The sequence below is a fragment of the Neomegalonema perideroedes DSM 15528 genome (assembly GCF_000374145.1).
Lineage (GTDB): Bacteria > Pseudomonadota > Alphaproteobacteria > Rhodobacterales > Rhodobacteraceae > Neomegalonema > Neomegalonema perideroedes.
Window position 1 is genome coordinate 724910 of the sequence record NZ_KB893654.1, and the last position, 18734, is coordinate 743643.

Annotated in this window: 15 protein-coding genes and 1 riboswitch; of the genes, 7 read left to right on the plus strand and 8 right to left on the minus strand. The window is 67.3% G+C overall.

Going from position 1 to position 18734, the window contains the following annotated elements; all coding sequences use genetic code 11:
- Positions 1-2: 2 nt before the first annotated feature.
- The 5 genes from B161_RS0110630 to mazG form a co-directional block, all read right to left on the minus strand.
- Entirely contained in the window at positions 3-341 is a 339-nt protein-coding gene (locus tag B161_RS0110630; protein WP_018633379.1) for a Na+/H+ antiporter subunit C, read from the minus strand.
- Positions 341-3271 carry a monovalent cation/H+ antiporter subunit A gene (locus tag B161_RS0110635; RefSeq protein ID WP_026310362.1) on the minus strand — a complete coding sequence of 977 codons (2931 nt, stop codon included), beginning with the start codon at positions 3269-3271 and terminating at the stop codon, positions 341-343. The genes B161_RS0110630 and B161_RS0110635 overlap by 1 nt, the downstream gene beginning before the upstream one ends.
- 373 nt (positions 3272-3644) lie before the next feature.
- A complete protein-coding gene (pedF, locus tag B161_RS0110640; RefSeq protein WP_018633381.1) occupies positions 3645-4112 on the minus strand; it encodes a cytochrome c-550 PedF in 468 nt (155 codons plus the stop codon).
- Between the two features lie 143 nt (positions 4113-4255).
- Positions 4256-4792, minus strand: coding sequence for a thermonuclease family protein (locus B161_RS0110645; RefSeq protein ID WP_018633382.1), 537 nt, complete (start codon positions 4790-4792; stop codon positions 4256-4258).
- Positions 4793-4889: 97 nt separating this feature from the next.
- On the minus strand, positions 4890-5711 hold the full coding sequence (mazG, locus tag B161_RS0110650) for a nucleoside triphosphate pyrophosphohydrolase (RefSeq protein WP_018633383.1): 822 nt from the start codon (positions 5709-5711) through the stop codon (positions 4890-4892).
- A gap of 148 nt (positions 5712-5859) precedes the next feature.
- A riboswitch (cobalamin riboswitch) is annotated at positions 5860-6077 on the plus strand.
- A 146-nt stretch (positions 6078-6223) separates the two neighbouring features.
- Here mazG and B161_RS0110655 point away from each other — a divergent pair.
- Genes B161_RS0110655 through B161_RS0110665 form a run of 3 tightly spaced genes read left to right on the plus strand, consistent with a single transcriptional unit; the run spans position 6224 to position 10006 of the window.
- The gene (locus B161_RS0110655) at positions 6224-8101 is read left to right on the plus strand and encodes a TonB-dependent receptor plug domain-containing protein (protein ID WP_018633384.1); all 1878 of its coding nucleotides are present in this window, start codon (positions 6224-6226) and stop codon (positions 8099-8101) included.
- A gap of 10 nt (positions 8102-8111) precedes the next feature.
- The gene (locus tag B161_RS0110660) at positions 8112-9020 is read left to right on the plus strand and encodes an ABC transporter substrate-binding protein (RefSeq protein WP_018633385.1); all 909 of its coding nucleotides are present in this window, start codon (positions 8112-8114) and stop codon (positions 9018-9020) included.
- On the plus strand, positions 9017-10006 hold the full coding sequence (locus B161_RS0110665) for a FecCD family ABC transporter permease (protein ID WP_018633386.1): 990 nt from the start codon (positions 9017-9019) through the stop codon (positions 10004-10006). The genes B161_RS0110660 and B161_RS0110665 overlap by 4 nt, the downstream gene beginning before the upstream one ends.
- Before the next feature lie 327 nt (positions 10007-10333).
- On the opposite strand, the gene tagD is transcribed toward B161_RS0110665, so the two are convergent.
- The 3 genes from tagD to B161_RS17815 form a co-directional block, all read right to left on the minus strand.
- Complete coding sequence (gene tagD / locus B161_RS0110670; protein WP_018633387.1) at positions 10334-10762, minus strand: glycerol-3-phosphate cytidylyltransferase; 429 nt, start codon at positions 10760-10762, stop codon at positions 10334-10336.
- A 179-nt stretch (positions 10763-10941) separates the two neighbouring features.
- Positions 10942-11928 carry an NAD(P)H-dependent glycerol-3-phosphate dehydrogenase gene (locus B161_RS0110675; protein ID WP_018633388.1) on the minus strand — a complete coding sequence of 329 codons (987 nt, stop codon included), beginning with the start codon at positions 11926-11928 and terminating at the stop codon, positions 10942-10944.
- Positions 11929-12299: 371 nt separating this feature from the next.
- Entirely contained in the window at positions 12300-13946 is a 1647-nt protein-coding gene (locus B161_RS17815) for a Gfo/Idh/MocA family protein (RefSeq protein ID WP_018633389.1), read from the minus strand.
- 408 nt (positions 13947-14354) lie between these two features.
- On the opposite strand from B161_RS17815, the gene kynU reads away from it, so the two are divergent.
- The 4 genes from kynU to B161_RS0110705 all read left to right on the plus strand — a co-directional run bounded on the left by kynU (position 14355) and on the right by B161_RS0110705 (position 18726).
- On the plus strand, positions 14355-15551 hold the full coding sequence (kynU, locus tag B161_RS0110685; protein WP_018633390.1) for a kynureninase: 1197 nt from the start codon (positions 14355-14357) through the stop codon (positions 15549-15551).
- Positions 15552-15696: 145 nt separating this feature from the next.
- On the plus strand, positions 15697-16527 hold the full coding sequence (kynA, locus tag B161_RS0110695) for a tryptophan 2,3-dioxygenase (RefSeq protein ID WP_018633392.1): 831 nt from the start codon (positions 15697-15699) through the stop codon (positions 16525-16527).
- Between the two features lie 28 nt (positions 16528-16555).
- Positions 16556-17383, plus strand: coding sequence for an alpha/beta hydrolase (locus B161_RS0110700; protein ID WP_018633393.1), 828 nt, complete (start codon positions 16556-16558; stop codon positions 17381-17383).
- Positions 17384-17544: 161 nt separating this feature from the next.
- Positions 17545-18726, plus strand: coding sequence for a ligand-binding sensor domain-containing protein (locus tag B161_RS0110705; RefSeq protein WP_018633394.1), 1182 nt, complete (start codon positions 17545-17547; stop codon positions 18724-18726).
- The last annotated feature ends 8 nt before the right edge of the window (positions 18727-18734 follow it).

Here is an 18734-nt window from a genome sequence, read left to right on the forward strand (position 1 = left end):
GCTCAGCGGTCCTCCCGTCCGTCGACATGGTCGCCGCCGGTCAGGCCGCGCGAGGCCAGCAGCACCACCAGAAACAGCGCCGTGGTGGCGAAGCCGATCACGATGGCCGTCAGCACCAGCGCCTGCGGCACCGGATCGGCGTAGATCGTCAGATCCGTCTGAGAGGGATCCAGAAGCGGCGGAGAGCCGACCTTGATCCCGCCCATGCTGAAGATGAACAGATTGATCGCGTAAGACAGCAGCGAAAGCCCGATGATCACCTGAAAGCTGCGCGGACGCAGGATCAGCCAGATTCCCGAAGCGGTCAGGATGCCTATGGCGATGGCGATGACGATCTCCATCAGCGGTCCTCCTCAAGCGCGATCTTCTCGCCTTTGCCGGTCATGCGCTGCCAACGGACCGCCTGATGCGCCAAGGCCACGAGGATCAGCACCGTCGCGCCCGTCACCAGAGTGAAGACGCCGAAATCGAAGATCAGCGCGCTGGCCACGGGGATTTTCCCGACCACGGGCAGCTCCTTGTAGGAGAAATAGGTCGAGAGGAAGGGCAGATCCCAGATCCAGGCCGCCGCGCCCGTCCCGAGGGCCATCAGAAGGCCGCCGCCGATCCAGAGCGTCGGCAGGATGGTCAGCCGCTCCTCCACCCAGCGCGCGCCGCCCGCCATATATTGCAGCAGGAAGGCCACGGCGAAGGTCAGGCCCGCCACGAAGCCGCCGCCCGGCAGATCATGGCCGCGCAGGAACAGGAACATCGCCATCATCGCGATCAGCGGGAAGAGCAGCCGCATGATGAGGCCCGGCGTCAGCAGATAATGGGCGTCGATCTGCCGGTCGTCGGCGTGGCTCTCATGGCGCTGCGCGTCGTATTTGTCCTGGAAGGTCTTCTGCGTGGGCGCCTGGACGCTCTCCACCGCCGGGCGGAAGCGGCGCAGCAGCGCATAGACGCTCAAAGCCACGATGCCGAGCACCGTGATCTCGCCCAGAGTGTCGAAGCCGCGGAAATCCACGAGGATGACGTTGACCACGTTGCGTCCGCCGCCCTCGGAATAGGCGTAGGTCAGCAGCCAGCGCGCGATTCCGTCGGGGTTGGTCGGGGCGGTCATCACCGCGTAGGAGAGCGCCGCCAGACCCACGCCGCCAAGGCAGGCGATCACCGCGTCGGCCGCGCGGCGGCGCTTGGCGTTGAGGTCGGCGGCCTCGCGGATGTCCTCCTTGCGCTTGGGCAGCCAGCGCAGGCCCAGCAGCAGAAGCACCGTGGTCACCACCTCGACCAGCACCTGGGTCAGCGCCAGATCCGGCGCCGAGAGCCAGGCGAAGGTGATGCAGACCGCCAGACCCGCGCCGCCGGTCATGATCAGCGCGGCGAGGCGATGGTATTTCGCCTGATAGGCCGCGCCTATGGCGCAGGCGCCGCCGATGAGCCAGACGAAGAGCAAGGCCGTGTCCGGCTGCTCGGCGGCGCCGGGCTGGATGGCCCAGGAGCGGAAGAGGAAAGGCCAGGCGATGGTGAGGATCGCCACGCAGACGATCCAGCGCAATTGCGGCTGGAGATGCGAGAGGCCCAACCAGACCTCGCTGCGCGCCCAGGCGCGGCCGAGGGCCGTCTGCGCCCGCTCGACGCGTTTGCGCAGAGCGAGGCGTCCGGGCATGCGCGCGCCCTCGAAATCTCCTGAAAGCCAGTCGCGCAGGGCGACATAGGCGATGATTCCGCCGATCATGGCCACCACGCTCATGATCAGCGCCGTGTTCACGCCATGCCAGATGGCGAGGCTGTAATACGGCTTTTCGCCCAGCAGCATGCCGCGCACGGCGGTTTCGAGGAACTCGCCGATCACCGGGCCGGGGAAGAGGCCGACCAGCAGACAGATCAGCACGAGGCAGCCCACCGGCAGCAGCATCCAGATCACCGGATCATGCGGTTTTTTCGGCAGATCGGTCGCTTTGGGGCCGAAAAACACCTGATCGATCAGGCGCAGCGAATAGGCCACGCTGAACAGGCCCGCCAGAGTCGCCACGTAAGGCAGCAGGGAATCGAGGAAGGAGCCCTGCACATGGGTCTCCACCGTCTCGGCGAAGAACATCTCCTTGGAGAGGAAGCCGTTCATCAGCGGCACGCCCGCCATGGCGGCGGCCGCCACCATCGCCAAAGCCGCCGTGATCGGCATGGCTTTGGCGAGGCCCCCGAGCCTTCGGATGTCTCTCGTCCCCGCCTCATGGTCGATGATGCCCGCGGCCATGAAGAGCGAGGCCTTGAACACCGCGTGATTCATGATGTGGAAGACGGCGGCGACGGCGGCCGTCTTGCTGTTGAGCGCCAGAAGCAGCGTGATCAGACCCAGATGGCTGATGGTCGAATAGGCCAGAAGCCCCTTCAGATCCTGCTGGAACAGCGCCAGAGCCGCGCCCATGAGCAGCGTGATCGCCCCGATGGGCGCCAGAATGTAGAACCAGAGATCATGGTCCGCCATGGCCGGCCAGAGCCGCGCCAGCAGGAAGACTCCCGCCTTCACCATGGTGGCCGAATGCAGATAGGCCGAAACGGGCGTCGGGGCCGACATGGCGCCGGGGAGCCAGAAATGAAACGGGAATTGCGCGCTTTTGGTCAGAGCGCCGAGCAGGATCAGGATCAGGGCCGCCGGATAAAGCGGGCTGGCGGCGATGACCTCGCCGGAGAAAAGCACCACGTCGAGGTCGTAGCTCCCGACGATCTGCCCCAGCACCAGCATGCCCGCGAAGAGGCAGAGCCCGCCCGCGCCGGTGGTCAGCAGAGCGCGCCGGGCGCCTGTCCGGGCGCTCTGGCTGTGGTGCCAATAGCCGATGAGCAGGAAGGAGAAGAGGCTCGTCAACTCCCAGAAGAACACGATCTGAATCAGATTGCCCGAAACCACCACTCCGAGCATCGCGCCCATGAAGCCGAGCAGGAAGGAGAAGAAGCGCGGCACCGGATCTTGCGGCGACATGTAATAGCGCGCGTAGATCGTCACCAGCAGGCCGATGCCCGAGATCAGGCAGACGAAGGCCCAGGCGAGCCCGTCGAGCCGCAGGACGAAATCAAGGCCGAGCAAAGGAATCCAGGGCGCCTCCATCCGCACCACGCCGCCGTCGCGCACCGAGGGTCCCAGCCAGATCGCGATTCCCAGATTGATCAAGGCGATGGCGCCCGCGAAGATCGCTTCGGAATTGCGCGCCGTGGCGGGCAGAAAGGCCGCGACCACGGAGCCGACGAACGGCGAGAGGATCAGGAGGATGAGCGACAATTGCTCTACGGCCACGGGCTCTGCTCCTTCGGGGCGGGCGTATGGTGCGGACGGGAATCCGTGCGGGATCGGGAGGAAGGCTTTGAGGTCGCCGGCAATATGTCCGACTTCGCCCGAGGAAGGCAACGCCTACGAACGAGAAAATTCGACGTGGTTCAGGTCTATGTCCTCAGAGCCTCGCCGCAAGGACGACGCATGAAAAAAAGGCGCCGGTCCCCGAAGGGAGCCGACGCCCTGAAGGTCCGCCTTGAGATCAGGGCGGGGAGAGAGCCGGAGCGGCGGGAAAGCCGCTTCGGGGGGAGAAGCTTCACATCTTCGTTCAAGGCCTTCGAGAGGCCGGGAGCTTCGCATCCGCTCCCGCCGCCGATCTTCGGCTTGCGGGCGGCGTTCAGTCCTGCGGACGGGTCTCAAGATAGGTGCGGATGGCCCAGGCGGCCTCTTGGTTCAGGATGTCCGCGAAGGGGGGCATCTTCACGCCGCCGTTCTGCGTGACGCCGTTGCGGATGCGGTCCAGATACCATTCGTCGCCCCATTCGTCGGCGTCGAGATAGCGCAGATCCGGGGCCATGCCTCCTGAAACGCCCTCAAGGCCATGGCAGCGCGCGCAGTTCTGGCTATAGCCGACCGTCCCGACCTCGATAGCGCGGGTCTGCTGAGCGTTGGGCTCCTCGCCTTCCTCGATCCGATAGGGATTGACGGTCAGCCACTCGTCGCCTTCGCCCAGAGAATCCAGACCTTCGGTGTCGACGGCCTGAGGCGCCGTGTCGCCGTGGCTGAAGCCGCGCGAGGCCGGAAAGGCCGCAAAAGACAGGGCCAGCCCCATCAGGGCCAGTTTCGCGCTCAGATTGATCTTCATGATGTCTTATCCCGAGGCCGTGGTGAGTTGCGTCAAGGCTATCGGGACGAAAATTAACAGCCGGGAGGGAGGGCCTCCTATTGGCCTTTGGTGCTAAATGGGTTCGACTAAGGTCTTGGCGCCCCATGGGACTCCCCCTCGGATCAGGGGCGGCGGGCGTTCCAATGGTCGTGTTCGCGGCGCTCGGTGGGGGTGGCGAGGCCCGCGCGGATCATCTCGGCGCCGTAGTCGCGGCCGTTCGGCAGGCGGATCGCCGCCAGAGGGCGGCCATAGCGCTCGCGCTTTCCCGTCGGGACCAGCACCGAGCCCGGCTTGAGCAGCTTGCGCCCATGGGCCAGAGCCTTCGCGCCCCATTCCGCCTCGCGCGGCGTGACGGCCACGCCGTCGCGGCCGCGGGCGCCGGCGCGGGTCTCGGGCGCGTTGAAAGGACCGTCGCGCCCGGTGAGGCGGTAGGATTCGCCGTTCAGACGCAGGCTGTCGCCGTCGGTGAGATGCGCCCCCTCGACCGCGAGGGCGCCTTTGATCGGCGGCGGCCGCAGCTCCAGCCAGAAGGCCCGCCCCAGAGCCCAGAGCGCGAGCAGAATCACCGCGTCCGCCAAAAACCAAGCCGTCTCCGGCTCGGCGGCCAGAGACCCCAGCCGCTCCCAAAGCCGACCCTGCGCGCCTTCCTGAAACTCCATGCGGCCTCTCTCGCCTGCGCCCGATTCGGGGAAAGGGGACATGCCTAAAGGAATTCCGCAAAAATATGAACGGCTTGCGAAGAAGATCCCCTGAGGGTCAGCTCTGGGTCTCGCGCTTGGCCTGACGCCACCAATCTTCGAGCACGTCGAGATGCTGGCCTTTCATGTTTGCGCCCTGCGCGGCGGCGATGGCCTCGACGCGGCGAAAGCGCGCCTCGAATTTCCGCGTGGCCTCGCGGAGCGCCGCCTCCGGATCCACCCCGAGCATCCGGCTCCAGTTCACCACCGAAAACAGCAGATCGCCCATTTCGTCGACGAGCGCCGCAGAGGGCGGGCTCTGGTCTCCGGGGGGCGCGATCTCGGCGCGGACCTCCTCGATCTCCTCCATGATCTTGTCCCGGGCGCCTTCGGGATCGGGCCAGTCGAAGCCGACGCGGGCGGCGCGCTTCTGGATCTTCTCGGCGCGGGTGAGGGCGGGCAGGGCCAGCGGCACGTCGTCGAGGGCGCCGGTCTGGGCGCGGGCGGCGCGCTCCTGAGCCTTCTGCGCCTCCCAGAGCGCGGTCTGCTCTCCGGCGGAGCGGGCGGCGGCCTCGCCGAAGACATGCGGATGGCGGGAGATCATCTTCTCATTAATGGCGCGGGCGACGTCGCCGAAAGCGAATTCGCCTTGTTCTTCGGCCATGCGGCTGTGATAGGCCACCTGAAGCAGCAGATCCCCCAACTCCGACTTCAGCCCCGGCATGTCCGCGCGGGCCACGGCGTCGGCGACTTCATAAGCCTCTTCGATGGTGTAAGGCGCGATGCTGGCGAAATTCTGCTCGCGGTCCCATGGACATCCCGTCTCGGGGTCGCGCAGACGCGCCATGATCGCGATCAGGCGCTCAAGCTCCTGCGCCGCTTGAGAAGGGGATGAGGTCATATCGCGAGGCTCCGCCTTGAAGCTCCGCCCCGGCGGCGGGCCGTTTCGGCTTCATAAAGCCCGGCTTCGCCTCTGGAAACCGCTTTTCGCGGCGAAAAGCCGCCCGAGCGCTCGCCCGACTCCGTCTTGACTCCGGGCCGCGCCAGCCCCAAGAGACGAGGGCTCCGGATTTCGGCGGCGCCGCATTTCGGCGACGCAGGATTTCAGGGAACGTCGGTGCGGCCCCTCAAGGGGCCAATTCCGCGGCTGCCCCCGCAACTGTAAGCGGCGAGCTTCGATCCTCAAAGCCACTGGAGGCGACTCCGGGAAGGCGGACCGAAGCCCTGACCCGCAAGCCAGGAGACCGCCCGGAGCGCTCACCCATTTCGGGCGCGGGGCGCGGCCGAAAGCGGAGATTCCGCAGCGGTGAAGATCACGCCGCCTGCGGGAGGGACTCCCTTCTCAGGTTTTCGGGCTCAGGCCCTAGTTTGGGAATCGCGGGGGGCGCAAGCCCGCGCGAGAGAGGGACGACGATGATTCGACAAGCCAGCGCCACGGCCATAGCCGTCGGCTGCGCCGCCCTGTGGACGGGCGCCGCCTTCGGCCAGCAAACCGCCATTCAGCTCGATCCCATCATCCTCTCGGGCGGCCTGACCCCCGCCGAGGCCGCGACCTACGCCCGCGCCTATACGGTCGTCACCGCCGCCGAGATCGAGGCGCGCGGAATCACGACCGTTCAGGACGCTCTGCGCAGCGTGCCCGGCGTGGCGGTGAGCGGCGCCGGACGCGACTTCACTCAGGTGCGCATCCGCGGCGGCGAGGCCAACCACACCCTCGTGCTGATCGACGGCGTTCCGGCGGGCGCGGGCGACGGCGAATATTCCTTCTCCGGGCTGGAGACCGCCAATATCGAGCGCATCGAGGTGCTGCGTGGTCCGCAATCGACCTTTTACGGCTCCAACGCCTCCTCGGGCGTGATCAACATCGTCACCAAGAAGGGGACGACGCCCGGCGTCCGTTACGGCGGCGAAGTCGAGGTCGGAAACGGCTACGCCGGAGCGCTGCACGGCTCGGCCCGCACGGAGCGCGGCGGCCTCAGCTTCAACTTCAGCGGCCGCGACGACCGGGGTTATGATTATTCCGGCGACGGCGGCGAAAAGGACGGCATCGAGCGCGGAAGCCTCGGACTCGCGGGCGACTGGCGCGCGACCGAGGATCTGAAGTTCGGCTTCACGGTCCGCGGGGCGCGGGAGCGCTCGGATTTCGACTCCACGAATTGGACCCCCGTCGACGCCGCGAGCTATGTCGTGGACGATCCGAATCAGCGCGCCGACCGCCGCGAGCTGACCGGCGAGCTTTACGGCGAATACGCCATGCTCGACGGGCGTCTGAACCATCGCCTCGCCTGGACCCATAGCGAACTCGACCGCAAGACCACCGGCTCGGATTGGACCGATCAAAAGACCGACGCCTTTAAATATCGCGCCAGCTACGGGCTGGACGGAGCGGCGGAGCAGGCGCGGCATCTCGTGAACTTCCTCGCCGAGCATCATCGCGACTCCAGCAGCGCCAATCCCGATTACGACCGCGACGCCACTTCTCTGGCGCTGGAGTATCGCGGCTCTCTGAGCTTCGGCCTCGACGTTCAGGCGGGCCTGCGCCATGATTTCAACAGCGTCTTCAAAGACGCGACCACTTGGACGCTCGGCCTCTCCTATCTGGTGCCGAACACGCCTTTGCGCCTGCATGGCTCGGCGGGGACCGGCTCGGTCAACCCGACCTATTACGAGCTTTACGCCAAAGACGCCTGGACCGACGGCAATCCGAACCTCACGCCTGAGCGCAACCGCAGCTTTGATTTCGGCGTGGAGGCGAGCTTCCTCGACGGGCGCGGCGTGGTCGACGTCACTTATTTCAACGAGCGGCTGAAGAATGAAATCGCCTACGTGACCGATCCCGTGACTTGGAAGGGAACCTACGTCAACCGCGACGGCGACAGCCCGCGTCAGGGCGTGGAGGTCTCGGGCTCTCTGGCGCTGACTCCGGACACGGATCTGCGTCTCTCCTACACCTATCTCGACGCCAAAGAGGCGGACGGCCGCATTGAAGTGCGCCGCCCGAAACATGAATTGAGCCTCGGCGCGACCCAGAGATTCCTTGAAGGCCGGGCCTCGGTTTCGGCGGATCTGCGCTATGTGGCGGGGAATCACGACGATCAATTCTGGGGCGCCTACGCCCGCGCCAAGCTGCCCAATTATGCGGTGGTCGATCTCGCCGGAACCTATGATCTGACCGAGAATCTTCAGCTCTTCGGCCGCGTCGACAACCTCTTCGACAAGGATTACTCCGACGTCTGGGGCTACGCCGCGCCGGGGATCACGGGCGCCCTCGGCCTGAGGGCGAATTGGTGAGGCCGCCGAGATGAAGCGCCGGGGGGCAGGCTTCGCCTCCCTTCTTTGGGCGGGGGCTTTTCTGATGGGCGCGGCTGCGGCGGGCGCCCATGACATGCCCGCTCCGGCGCCGCGCTCCTCCTCTCCCGCCGCGGCGGGAGAGGCCCCGCGCAGGGTGGTCTCGATCAACCTCTGCACGGATCAACTCGCCATGCTGTTGGCCGCGCCGGGACAATTGATTTCGGTCTCCATGCTGGCCCGCGATCCGCGCTCTTCGGTCATGGCCGAAGAGGCGCAGGCTCTGCCGATCAATCATGGGCTGGCCGAGCAGGTTTTCCTTCTGAACCCCGATCTCGTGCTGGCGGGGACTTTCACCAGCGCGGCCACGGTCGGGATGCTGGAGCGGCTCGGGCTGCGGGTGGAGCGCCTCGCGCCCGCCTATGATCTGGAGGAGATCGCCGCTCTGATCCGCCGGATGGGCGGGCTGCTCGGGCGCGAGGCCCAAGCCGAGGCCATGGCGGCGGAGTTCGAAGCCGATCTCGCGGTTCTGCGCGCCGGAGCGGCGGAGTCGACCCGGCCCCGCGCGGCGCTTTACGAAGCCAACGGCTATGCGCCCGGCGAAAAAAGCCTCGCGGCGGATCTTTTGAGGACGGCGGGCTTCGCCTCGGTGGCGGCTGAGTTCGGGCTGGATTACGGCGGCTTCGTGCCTTTGGAGCTTCTGGTTCTGGCGGAGCCGGACGTGGTGATCGCCGGGCGTCCGCGCGCCGAAGGCGCCGCGCGGGGCGAGGAGATCCTCGTTCATCCCGCGCTGGAGGCTCTGCGGGCGCGCAGAGGCGTCGAGGTTCTGCCGGATCGCGACTGGATCTGCGGTCTGCCCGCGACTCTGCGGGCGGCGGGGCGGCTGGAGGCGGCGCGGCGGGCTCTGGAGGTCGGGAAATGAGCTATGGCGGACTCATGGCGGCTTTAGCCGCCTTGGTCGCGGCGCTGTTCTGCGCCTCTCTGCTGATCGGGCCGGGGGCCATAGGTCTGGCGGACAGCCTCGACGCGCTTTTGCGCGGACGCGGCGAGGCCGTGACGCTGGTCATGCGCGAGATCCGCCTGCCGAGGGCTTTGCTCGGGGTCATGGTGGGGGCGGCGCTCGGAGCCTCCGGCGCGGCCTTGCAGGGCTTTTTGCGCAATCCCCTCGCCGAGCCCGGATTGATCGGCGTCTCCGCCATGGCGAGCCTCGGGGCGGTGATCTCGTTGCAGACGGGGCTGGCGGCGGCTTTCGCTCTGGCCTTGCCTTTGGCGGCTCTGGCGGGGGCTCTGGCGGCGGCCTTGCTGATTCTCGTCATGGCGGGGCCGCGCGGGGCGGCGCTGACGCTGATTCTCGGCGGGGTGGCGATTTCGGCTCTGGGCGGGGCCGCGAGCGCTTTGGTTCTGAGCCTCTCGCCCAATCCCTTCGCCGCCGCCGAGATCGTCTTTTGGACGATGGGATCTCTGGCGGACCGCTCGATGGTCCATGTGGGGCTGATGGCGCCTTTCTTCCTGATCGGGCTGGCGCTTCTGGCGCCGCTCGGGCGGGGGCTGGACGCGCTCACCCTCGGCGAGGACGCCGCCGAGGCCATGGGCGTGAGCCTGCGGCGTCTGCGTCTGACGCTCGTGGCGGCGACGGCGGCGCTGGTCGGCTCCGCCACGGCGGTGGCGGGCGGGATCGGCTTCGTCGGGCTGGCGGCGCCGCATTTGTTGCGGCGGGCGGTGGGCGGCGCGCCCTCGCGGCTGATTCCGGCGGCGGCGCTCGGAGGCGCGGTCCTCGTGCTGGCCGCCGACGTGGCGGTGCGCGTGATCGCGCCGGATCGGGACCTCAAGCTGGGCGTGATGACGGCGCTGGTGGGGGCGCCTTTCTTCCTGCATCTGATCGCGCGGGCGCGGCGGGAGGGCTTATGACGCCCGCCTTCAGGCGTCGTCTTCGGCTCTGCAACCTGAAGGTTTGTCGGCGTCGCGGCGGCTTTCCTTCCCGGAATGCGCGGGACGCCAAACAAAAGGCGTGGAAAACTGGAGGATTTTAAGAATGAGGGGCCGCCGCGCGTTCGCCATAATTCGCCTCATTTTGACCCATCGCCGATGAGCCCTCGCAAGAGCGGCGCAGGAGGTTCGGCGGCCTGAGAGGCGGCGGAGGAGGGGGGAGGACGTCAAAAAACGCAAAGAGCCTGAGGGCGCTTTGCGTTTTTTGGGAATCATCAGCCTTGAAAGGAGGCGCGCGGCGCCTCGCGATCACTCGGCGGCGATGGAGGAGGACCGTCCGGCGGCGCGCTCCGCCGCGGCGAGCGCGTCGCGGATCTGCGTGCTGGAAATGCCGGGGGTGCGCTGGAAGTAAGTGACTTCGCAGTAATCCTTAAGAAAATCGAATTTTCCCACCCAATCGTCGCCCATAGCGAAAACATCGGCGCGATGAGTCTGAACGTCGGAGATCTTTTGGACCCATTCCCGTTCGGGGATCACCAGATCGACGAGGCGCAAAGCTTCGAGGTCGGCTTTGCGCTCTTCATAGCTGAGCAGGGCCTTTTTGCCCTTCTGCGCGTTGAACTCGTCCGTGGAGAGAGCCACGATCAGATAGTCGCCCAGAGCGCGAGCGCGCCGCAGAAGACGGATGTGGCCGTAATGCAGAGTGTCGAAGGTTCCGTAGGTGATGACGCGCCGCATGATGATGAAAACTCCTAAGCAAGTCCGTATGCCAATCCATGTCACAAAACAGTCGCGGATTGAAGAGAGAATTTACGTTCTAATTGGCTTATATCGGTAAATTTCTAGATTTCAGCCATTCTCTCCGCGAAGACAACCTCAGATTGATTTTTTGTGCGATGCAATAGCTTCGCCCCGGGCTAAGCTTCGCGCCGCAGCGGACGCGATAAAAGGCGCTCCACGGCCTCCTCCATCGGCAGCGCGCCTTTCAGCAAAGCCGAAACCATATGGGTCACGGGCAGGTCTTCGTCCGCCGCCGCCTCCGAGACGGCGTAGGCGGTCATCACGCCCTCCACCGTGGCGTTCTCCTGCGAGAGGCGGCCGGCGCCGAAGGCCAGACCATGGCGATAATTGCGCGATTGGGTCGAGGTGCAGGTGAGGACGAGATCTCCGAAGCCCGAAAGGCCGAAGAGCGTCTCCCGGCGGGCCTTCTTGCGCGCGGCGTAGCGCACCATCTCGGCGAAGCCGCGCGTCATGAGCGCCGAGCGGGCGCTTTCGCCGAAGCCGCCGCCGATGGCCATGCCCGCCCCGATGGCCACCACGTTCTTGAGCGCGCCGCCCAATTGCGCCCCGACGGGGTCGTCGCTCAGATAAAGCCGCAGCGCGCCGGCGGAGAGCGCCGCCTGCAGGGATTCGCCCTCCGGATCCCGCGTGGCGAGGGTCAGGGCCGTGGGCTTGCCGGAGGCGATGTCTGCGGCGAAGCTCGGCCCGGTCAGAACCGCCGTGCGCGCGCCGGGGATCTCGCTTTCGACCACTTCGGTCGGCAGAAGTCCGGTGCCGCGCTCCACGCCTTTGCAGCAGGTCACGAGCATATGCCCGGCGAGCGCCGCGCGATGGGTCCGCAACAGGCCCCTCAGCGCCTGAGTCGGGACGGCCAGAAGCGCGACGCCCCCTTCGGCGCCCTCCGCGCCGAGGGCCTCGCCGATCTCTTCCGTGATTCGCAGAGAGGCCGGAAAACGCAGGCCCGGCAGATGGGCGGCGTTCTCTCGGACCCTCCGCATCTCCCTCATGCGCTCCGGGGCGCGGCCCCAAAGGACGGGAGAGGCTCCGCTCTCGGCGACGACCATGGCCAGAGCCGTGCCGAAAGCGCCTGCGCCGAGCACGGCGATGGGGGCGGGAGGCTGCATAGGGAGAACTTTCGTTGCGGCGCCGTCCATAAAGCGCCGGGGGGAACGCGAACGGAAAGAAGAAACAGGGAACGCGATGGACGAAAACGCGGTCTTCGCCGCAGCCTCGCCCAGAGGGCGCGGAGGCGAGGGGCTGGCGCGCGGTTCTTCCGCGTCGCCTCATATCGGCGTGTGTCGGTGATGGGAGACGTCCTTCGCTCAACCCTCTGCGCCCGCAAGCCGCGACTTGCGCGAAGAGGTTAGCCAGCCCGAAGGAGGGGCGCAAGCCGTCTAAAAGCGCCGAAGCCTCCGCCGGACCAGAGGCCGGCGGAGGGGGAGGGCGCGGAGATTCCTGAGACGAGGAGTTTGCGCAAAGCCGTCTCCGGGCGCGCTCAGAGCTCCGAAATCTCGGGCAGTTTGAAGGGCGGACGCTCCTCCGCCCGGAGCAGCTTCGTCGCGGCGGCGGGCGCCTTGAGGAAGGGATTGGGCCCCTCCTGCAGATTCAGAAGCTTGCCGAGCGTCAGAGGCGCTTCCCCGTCGCCGGCGGCGCGGATGTTCTCGCGCAGGGCCGCGAAGCGTTCGAGAACGAATTCGGGAACCTTCAGCTTTTTGAACTCGGCGAGGATCTTGGCGTCCGTCGCCTCGGCGCCGACGCGATGCGAGATATTGCCGAAATGGCAGAGATCCCCGGAGACGATGGCGTCGTCCAGAGCGGCGAGCGCCTCCGCCGCCTGATTCTTGCGGATCGCCCTGAGGAAGGCGGCGGCGTGATTGCCCTGTTTGCCCTCGAAGACCGAGATCGGGGTGAAGTCCGGCGCGCAGAGCGTGGCCGCGCCCGACTTATAGACGATCACGCCCTTCTCGCCGTGGAAGACCACGGCGTTCTCCATGCCCCGATAGGGCTGGGGCTCCACGCCGAGCACGTCCTGCAGAATCCAGAGATCGCCGTAACGATGCAGCGCGAGCTGGTTGTTGGGCGTTTCGGAGGGGTCGGGCCGACCGAATCGGCCGCCGACGCTCAGCGCGAGATCGCCGCGCCCTTCGAGGCCCAGCGCCATGCGGACCGCGTCGATGCGGTGCACGCCGTTGTTGCCGAGCGCGCCGTTGCCGAAATCCCAGAACCAATGCCAGTGATAATGGAATTTGGAGCGCGTCAGCGGGCGGTCGGGGCGGGGGCCCAGCCAGAGGTCGTAATCCACGCTCTCGGGCACCTGCATGTCGTTCGACAAGGGCAGGGGCGCGCGGTTCTTGTGGATGACGCAATGGGCCAGCGTGACCTTGCCCAATCCGCCCGAGCGCATGAATTCGCCCGCCGCCGCCAGAGAGGCGTTCGAGCGCAATTGCGTGCCCGGCATGACCACCTTGCCGGATTTCGCCGCCGCGGCTCTGAGGATCGGCCCTTCGAAGAAGGCGTGCGTGACCGGCTTCTCGACATAGACGTGCTTGCCCGCCTTCAGCGCCTCGACGGCGGCCAGAGCATGCCAGTGATGCGGCGTGCAGACGACCGCCGCGTCCACCTGCGGATCCAGAAGGGCCTCGCGGAAATCGACGACGACTTCGGGCGTCTCGCCGGTCAGGGCCTTGAGCTCCTTCGCCCGGGCGGCGCCGCGCTTGGAGTCCACGTCGGCGACATAGGCGATGCGGCTGTCCGGCAGCTTCGCCCAGCCCGAGAGCGACTTGGTCCCATGCATGCCGCCGCCGATGAAGACCAGCCGCAGCGGCTCGGGGCCTTTGGCCTCGGCGGGTTTTTTCGGCTTGGCGCCCGGGGCGGGGGCCTGAGCTTTAGGCCCGGAGGTTTTGGGTTCGGAGGCTTTTGCGGGGGGCTTGGCCCCCGCCGCGCTTTTGGAGGCTTGAGGCGCGGGGGCCTTCTCGGGGGCCTTGGGGGCTTCGGGGGCCTTGGGGGCTTCGGGGGTTTTGGGGGCCGAGGGTTTGGCGGCGGCTAAGGCCGTCTTCAGACTCGCGACCTCGACCGTCAGGCGATCCAGACGTTGGTCGAGCGCGAGGAGAAGGGCGCGAATCTCGTCATTGGAGGTCGTCATGCCGTTTTAACCACTCCTAAAAAAGCAAAGCGGGGCTTCGGGCGCGAGGTCGAAGCCTGAGATCGAGCGGGAGCGTCGCGGAAGCCGCGACCGGAACGCGAAGGCCGCAGCCTCGACAGGTCTCCGCCGGAGACGGCCGTTTCCCCATCGGGAGGAAGCTTTCGCGCATTCGACCCCGAATTCCGCGAGGCTCCGCCTTCGGCGCGCTCAGGACCGCACCTGCGCTTGATCCTGCGCCGAAGTCAAGGAGAAGTCGGCGCTCCTGCGCGGAAAGCGGGAGAGGCGCGCAAGGACAGGGGGGCGGCGCATGAGGCGTTTTGACGAAGCCGGAAATATCCTCTAGCGTCCGGGAACGGATGGATCCCCATTCGTCTCTGAAGAGCGTTTTCGGGAGGGAGCGACAGCCGCATGAAGACGGATTTCTCAGCCACGCGCGCGATGTTCGATCTGCCTGAAGGCGTGATCTATCTGGACGGCAACTCCCTCGGCCCCCTGCCGAAGGCGGCGCAGGCGCGCGTCGCCGAGGTCGTCGGGAGGGAATGGGGCGGGATGCTGATCCGCGGCTGGACTCAGGCCGGATGGATGGAGCAGCCGCGCCGCCTGGGCGACCGGATCGCCCGGCTGATCGGCGCCGAGCCCGGATCCGTGGTCATGGGCGACACTTTGTCGATCAAGGTCTATCAGGCCCTGGCCTCGGCGCTGGAGATGAACGCCGGGCGCCGGGTCGTCGTGTCGGATTCGGGGAATTTCCCCTCGGATCTCTATATGGCGCAGGGGCTTCTGCGCAGCCTCGGGCCGGATTATCAGCTGCGGGTGGTCGCGCCCGAAGAGGTGCCGGGCGCTTTGGACGACGACGTGGCCGCTCTGATGCTCACCGAGGTGGATTACCGCACCGGCCGCAAATACGACATGGCGGCTCTGACCGCCCGAGCCCATGAGGTCGGCGCCTTGGCCCTCTGGGATCTGGCCCATTCCGCCGGGGCTCTGCCGGTGCGTCTGGCGGAGGCCCGCGCCGATTTCGCCGTGGGCTGCACCTATAAATATCTCAATTCCGGCCCCGGAGGCCCGGCCTTCATCTACGTCGCGCCGCGCCACGCCGAGACGGCGCGTCCGGCTCTGGCGGGCTGGATGGGCCATGAGGCGCCTTTCGCCTTCGATCCCGATTACCGGCCGGGCCGGGGAATCGAGCGGATGCGGGTGGGCACGCCGCCGATTCTTCAGTTGGCGGCTCTGGAGGCCGCGCTGGAGGTCTGGGACCATGTGGACATGCGGGATCTCCGCGCCCGCTCTCTGGAGCTGGGCGACCGCTTCATCGCCGGAGTCGAGGCGGCTTGTCCGGATCTGGTCCTCGCCACGCCCCGCGTCCATGAGGAGCGCGGGAGTCAGGTCAGCTTCCGCCATCCCGAGGGCTACGCCGTCATGCAGGCCCTGATCGCCGAAGGCGTGATCGGCGATTTCCGCGCCCCCGACATCCTGCGCTTCGGCTTCACGCCGCTGTATCTCGGGCTTGAGGAGGTCGACCGCGCCGTGGAGATCCTCGCGCGGATCATGGCTGAAAAGCTCTGGGACCGCCCCGAGTTCAAAACCCGGGCCGTCGTGACATGAGGCGCCGCGCCGAGCTTCCTCCTGTCTGCCGTCCGGCGGGATGGATCGCCGTTTTGCGGCGGCTCGGCCTGTTCTCGCTCTTCCGCCAGCTGGATTCGCGCGCGCTCTGAGCCCGCATCCCGCCATTCCGGAACACGAGAAGACCATGAGCTATGATCCCGCCAAAGACGGCGCCCAGACGGATTTCCAAAGCCGGATGTCCTATGGCGACTACCTTCGGCTCGACCAGATTCTGAGCGCGCAGCGCCCGCTCTCCCGCGCGCATGACGAGATGCTTTTCATCGTCCAGCATCAGACCTCCGAGCTGTGGATGAAGCTGGCGCTGCATGAGATCGACGCGGCGCGGGCCGCCGTCGCGGGAGACCGCGCCCCGGAGGCGGCGAAGATCCTCGCGCGCGTTTCGCGGATCTTCGAGCAGCTCAATTCCGCATGGGACGTGCTGCGCACCCTGACTCCGGTGGAGTACGGCGGCTTTCGCGAGGATCTGGCGCAAAGCTCCGGCTTTCAGTCGCATCAATATCGGCTGATCGAATACGCCGTGGGCAACCGCAACCTCGCCATGCTGAAGCCCCACGCCCATCGACCCGATCTTCTGGCGCCGCTGGAGGCGGAATTGGCCCGGCCCTCGCTTTACGACGAGGTTTTGCGCTTTCTGGCGCGGCGCGGGCTGCCCGTCCCCGAGACGGCGCTGAACCGCGATCTGCGCCGGACATGGACCACCGACGAGGGGGTCATGGCGGTCTGGGAGACGGTTTACCGCGATCCCGCGACCCATTGGGCGGGCTATGAATTGGGCGAGAAGCTGGTGGATTTCGAGGATTATTTCCGTCGCTGGCGCTTCAACCACGTCACGACGGTCGAAAGGATCATCGGCTTCAAGCGCGGCACGGGCGGCACGGCGGGCGTCAGCTATCTGCGCCGCATGCTGGAGGTGGAGCTTTTCCCCGAACTCTGGGGCCTGCGCTCGCGGCTGTGACCCGCGGAGCCTGACAAGGAGACGGCGCATGGCCGCGGATCGCATCGACTGGGACGACGCTTTTTCGAATATGGCCCATATCCCCGGCTCGGAGGCTCTGCCGGGCCTCTGGGCGGCGCAGGCGGCGGAATATCGCGCGCGGCTCGGGGGGGCTCTGCGGGAGATTTCCTATGGCGCGGGCGAAAGGCGCCGGCTGGATCTGATTCTCCCGGAGGGGCGGCCGAAGGGTCTGGCCGTCTTCATCCATGGCGGCTTTTGGCTGGCCTTCGGGAAAGCCGACTGGACCCATCTCGCGGAGGGCGCGCGGGCGCGCGGCTGGGCCGTGGCTCTGCCGGGCTACACGCTGGCCCCGGAGGCCCGGATCTCGCAGACGACCCGCGAGATCGGCGAGGCTCTGGGCGCGGCGGCGGCTCTGGTCGAGGGGCCGATCCGGCTGACGGGCCATTCGGCGGGCGGGCATCTCGCGACCCGCATGATCTGCGACGACAGCCCCTTGTCCGCCGACGTTCTGGCGCGGGTGGAGAAAGTCCTCTCCATCAGCGGCGTGCATGACCTGCGGCCTCTGCGCCGCACGAAGATGAACGAGAAGCTGCGCCTGACTCCCGAGGAGGCCGCCGCCGAGAGTCCCGTCCTGCGCGATCCGCTGGGCGCGCCGCGTCTGACCTGCTGGGTCGGAGCGGCGGAGCGTCCGGAGTTTCTGCGCCAGTCGCGGCTGATGGCGATGATCTGGGCGGGGCTCGACGCGAGGACCGATCTGGTCGAGGAGCCGGAGCGGAATCATTTCTCCATCCTCGAAGGGCTGAGGCGTCCGGATTCGCCGCTTCTGGAGGCTGTATTCGAGAAGCCTCCGGTCTGAGCTTCGTCTCCGTCGCGCAGGGGAAGGCTTCCTGAAGGGCGAGTCCGCGCGCCCGACCGCCTTCCGCGCGCGAAATTTCTTGCGCCTGCGCTCTTCGGCGTGAAGGATGCCCGGCGCGAGGGCTCCTTCCGGAGCGGAGACGGCGAGAGCGGAGGGGACATATGCGGCGCGGCGAATCAGGCGGCTTTCCTGCGAAGCGGCGCGGGAGGCGGGCGTCGCCGCTTCTGCTCCTGCTGGCGATCCTCGGAGCTTTATGGAGCGCGCTCTTGGGCGCCCCGGCTCTGGCGGAGACCCCGAAACGCGCGGTGCGCTTCGGCCTCGACGAAGGGCTGTCGCAATCCACCGTCGTCGGTCTGGCCCAGACGGCGGACGGCCGCATCTGGATGGCGACCGGCGAAGGCGTGACCATCTACGGCGGCGGCCCGCCGGAATATCTCTTCCGCGAAGAGGATCCGCGGAAGGGTCTGCGCAGCGATTATTTCTACGCCGTCTTCGTCGACCGCGACGGGGAGATCTGGCTTGGAACCTCGGGCGGGGGCGCCTCGCTCTACGCCGACGCGCCGCGCTTCCTCGGACACGCCCCCGGCGAGGGGCTGGAGTCGCTCGACGTCTTCGCCTTCGCTCAGGACGCGCAGGGGCGCGTCTGGATCGGCTCCTCGCGGGGCCTCTTCGTCGTCCGCAAGGAGGGCGGGAGCCTGATCTCCGACGCCGCCGCCGAGGCCCCGGCTTTGCGCGCTCTGAAGGGCGAGACGATCCTCTCCCTCCTGCCTCTGGAGGATGGGGCCTTTCTGATCGGCTCCTCCCGGCGCGGGCTTCTGCTCTATGAGCCGGGCGCGCCGGAGCTGGTCGCCCTCAGCTCCGCCGACGCCGAGGCGCCCGAGGGCTTGGGCGAGGAGGCGCGCGCGCTCTTCCGGGATCGCGAGGGCCGCGTCTGGGTCGGCTTCAGCCATGAAGGCGACGAGCTGCCGGGCGGGCTGAGGATCTACGACCCCGTCCGCAAGGCGCTGATTCCCTCGCCCTTCTCCTTTCCCGAGGGGATCGACGGCGTCATGGCTGCGGCGCAGGGCGACGACGGGCGGCTGTGGTTCGGCTCCCGCAGGATGGGGATCTTCGTCGCCGCCGCCGATTCCTCGGGGCGTCTGGAGAATTATCAGGCCCATGACTGGGAGCCGCACCGGCTGAGCGATTCCGACGTGCGCGCCCTCATGCCCGACAGCACGGGGCGCATGTGGGCCGGCACCTGGAACGGCGGCGTCAACAGCTTCTCCATGCTGCCCGACGCCTTCGAGACCTATTATCCCGCCCCGACGACCGGCAGCCGCAGCCTGCCCGCCATGACCTAGGCTCTGGA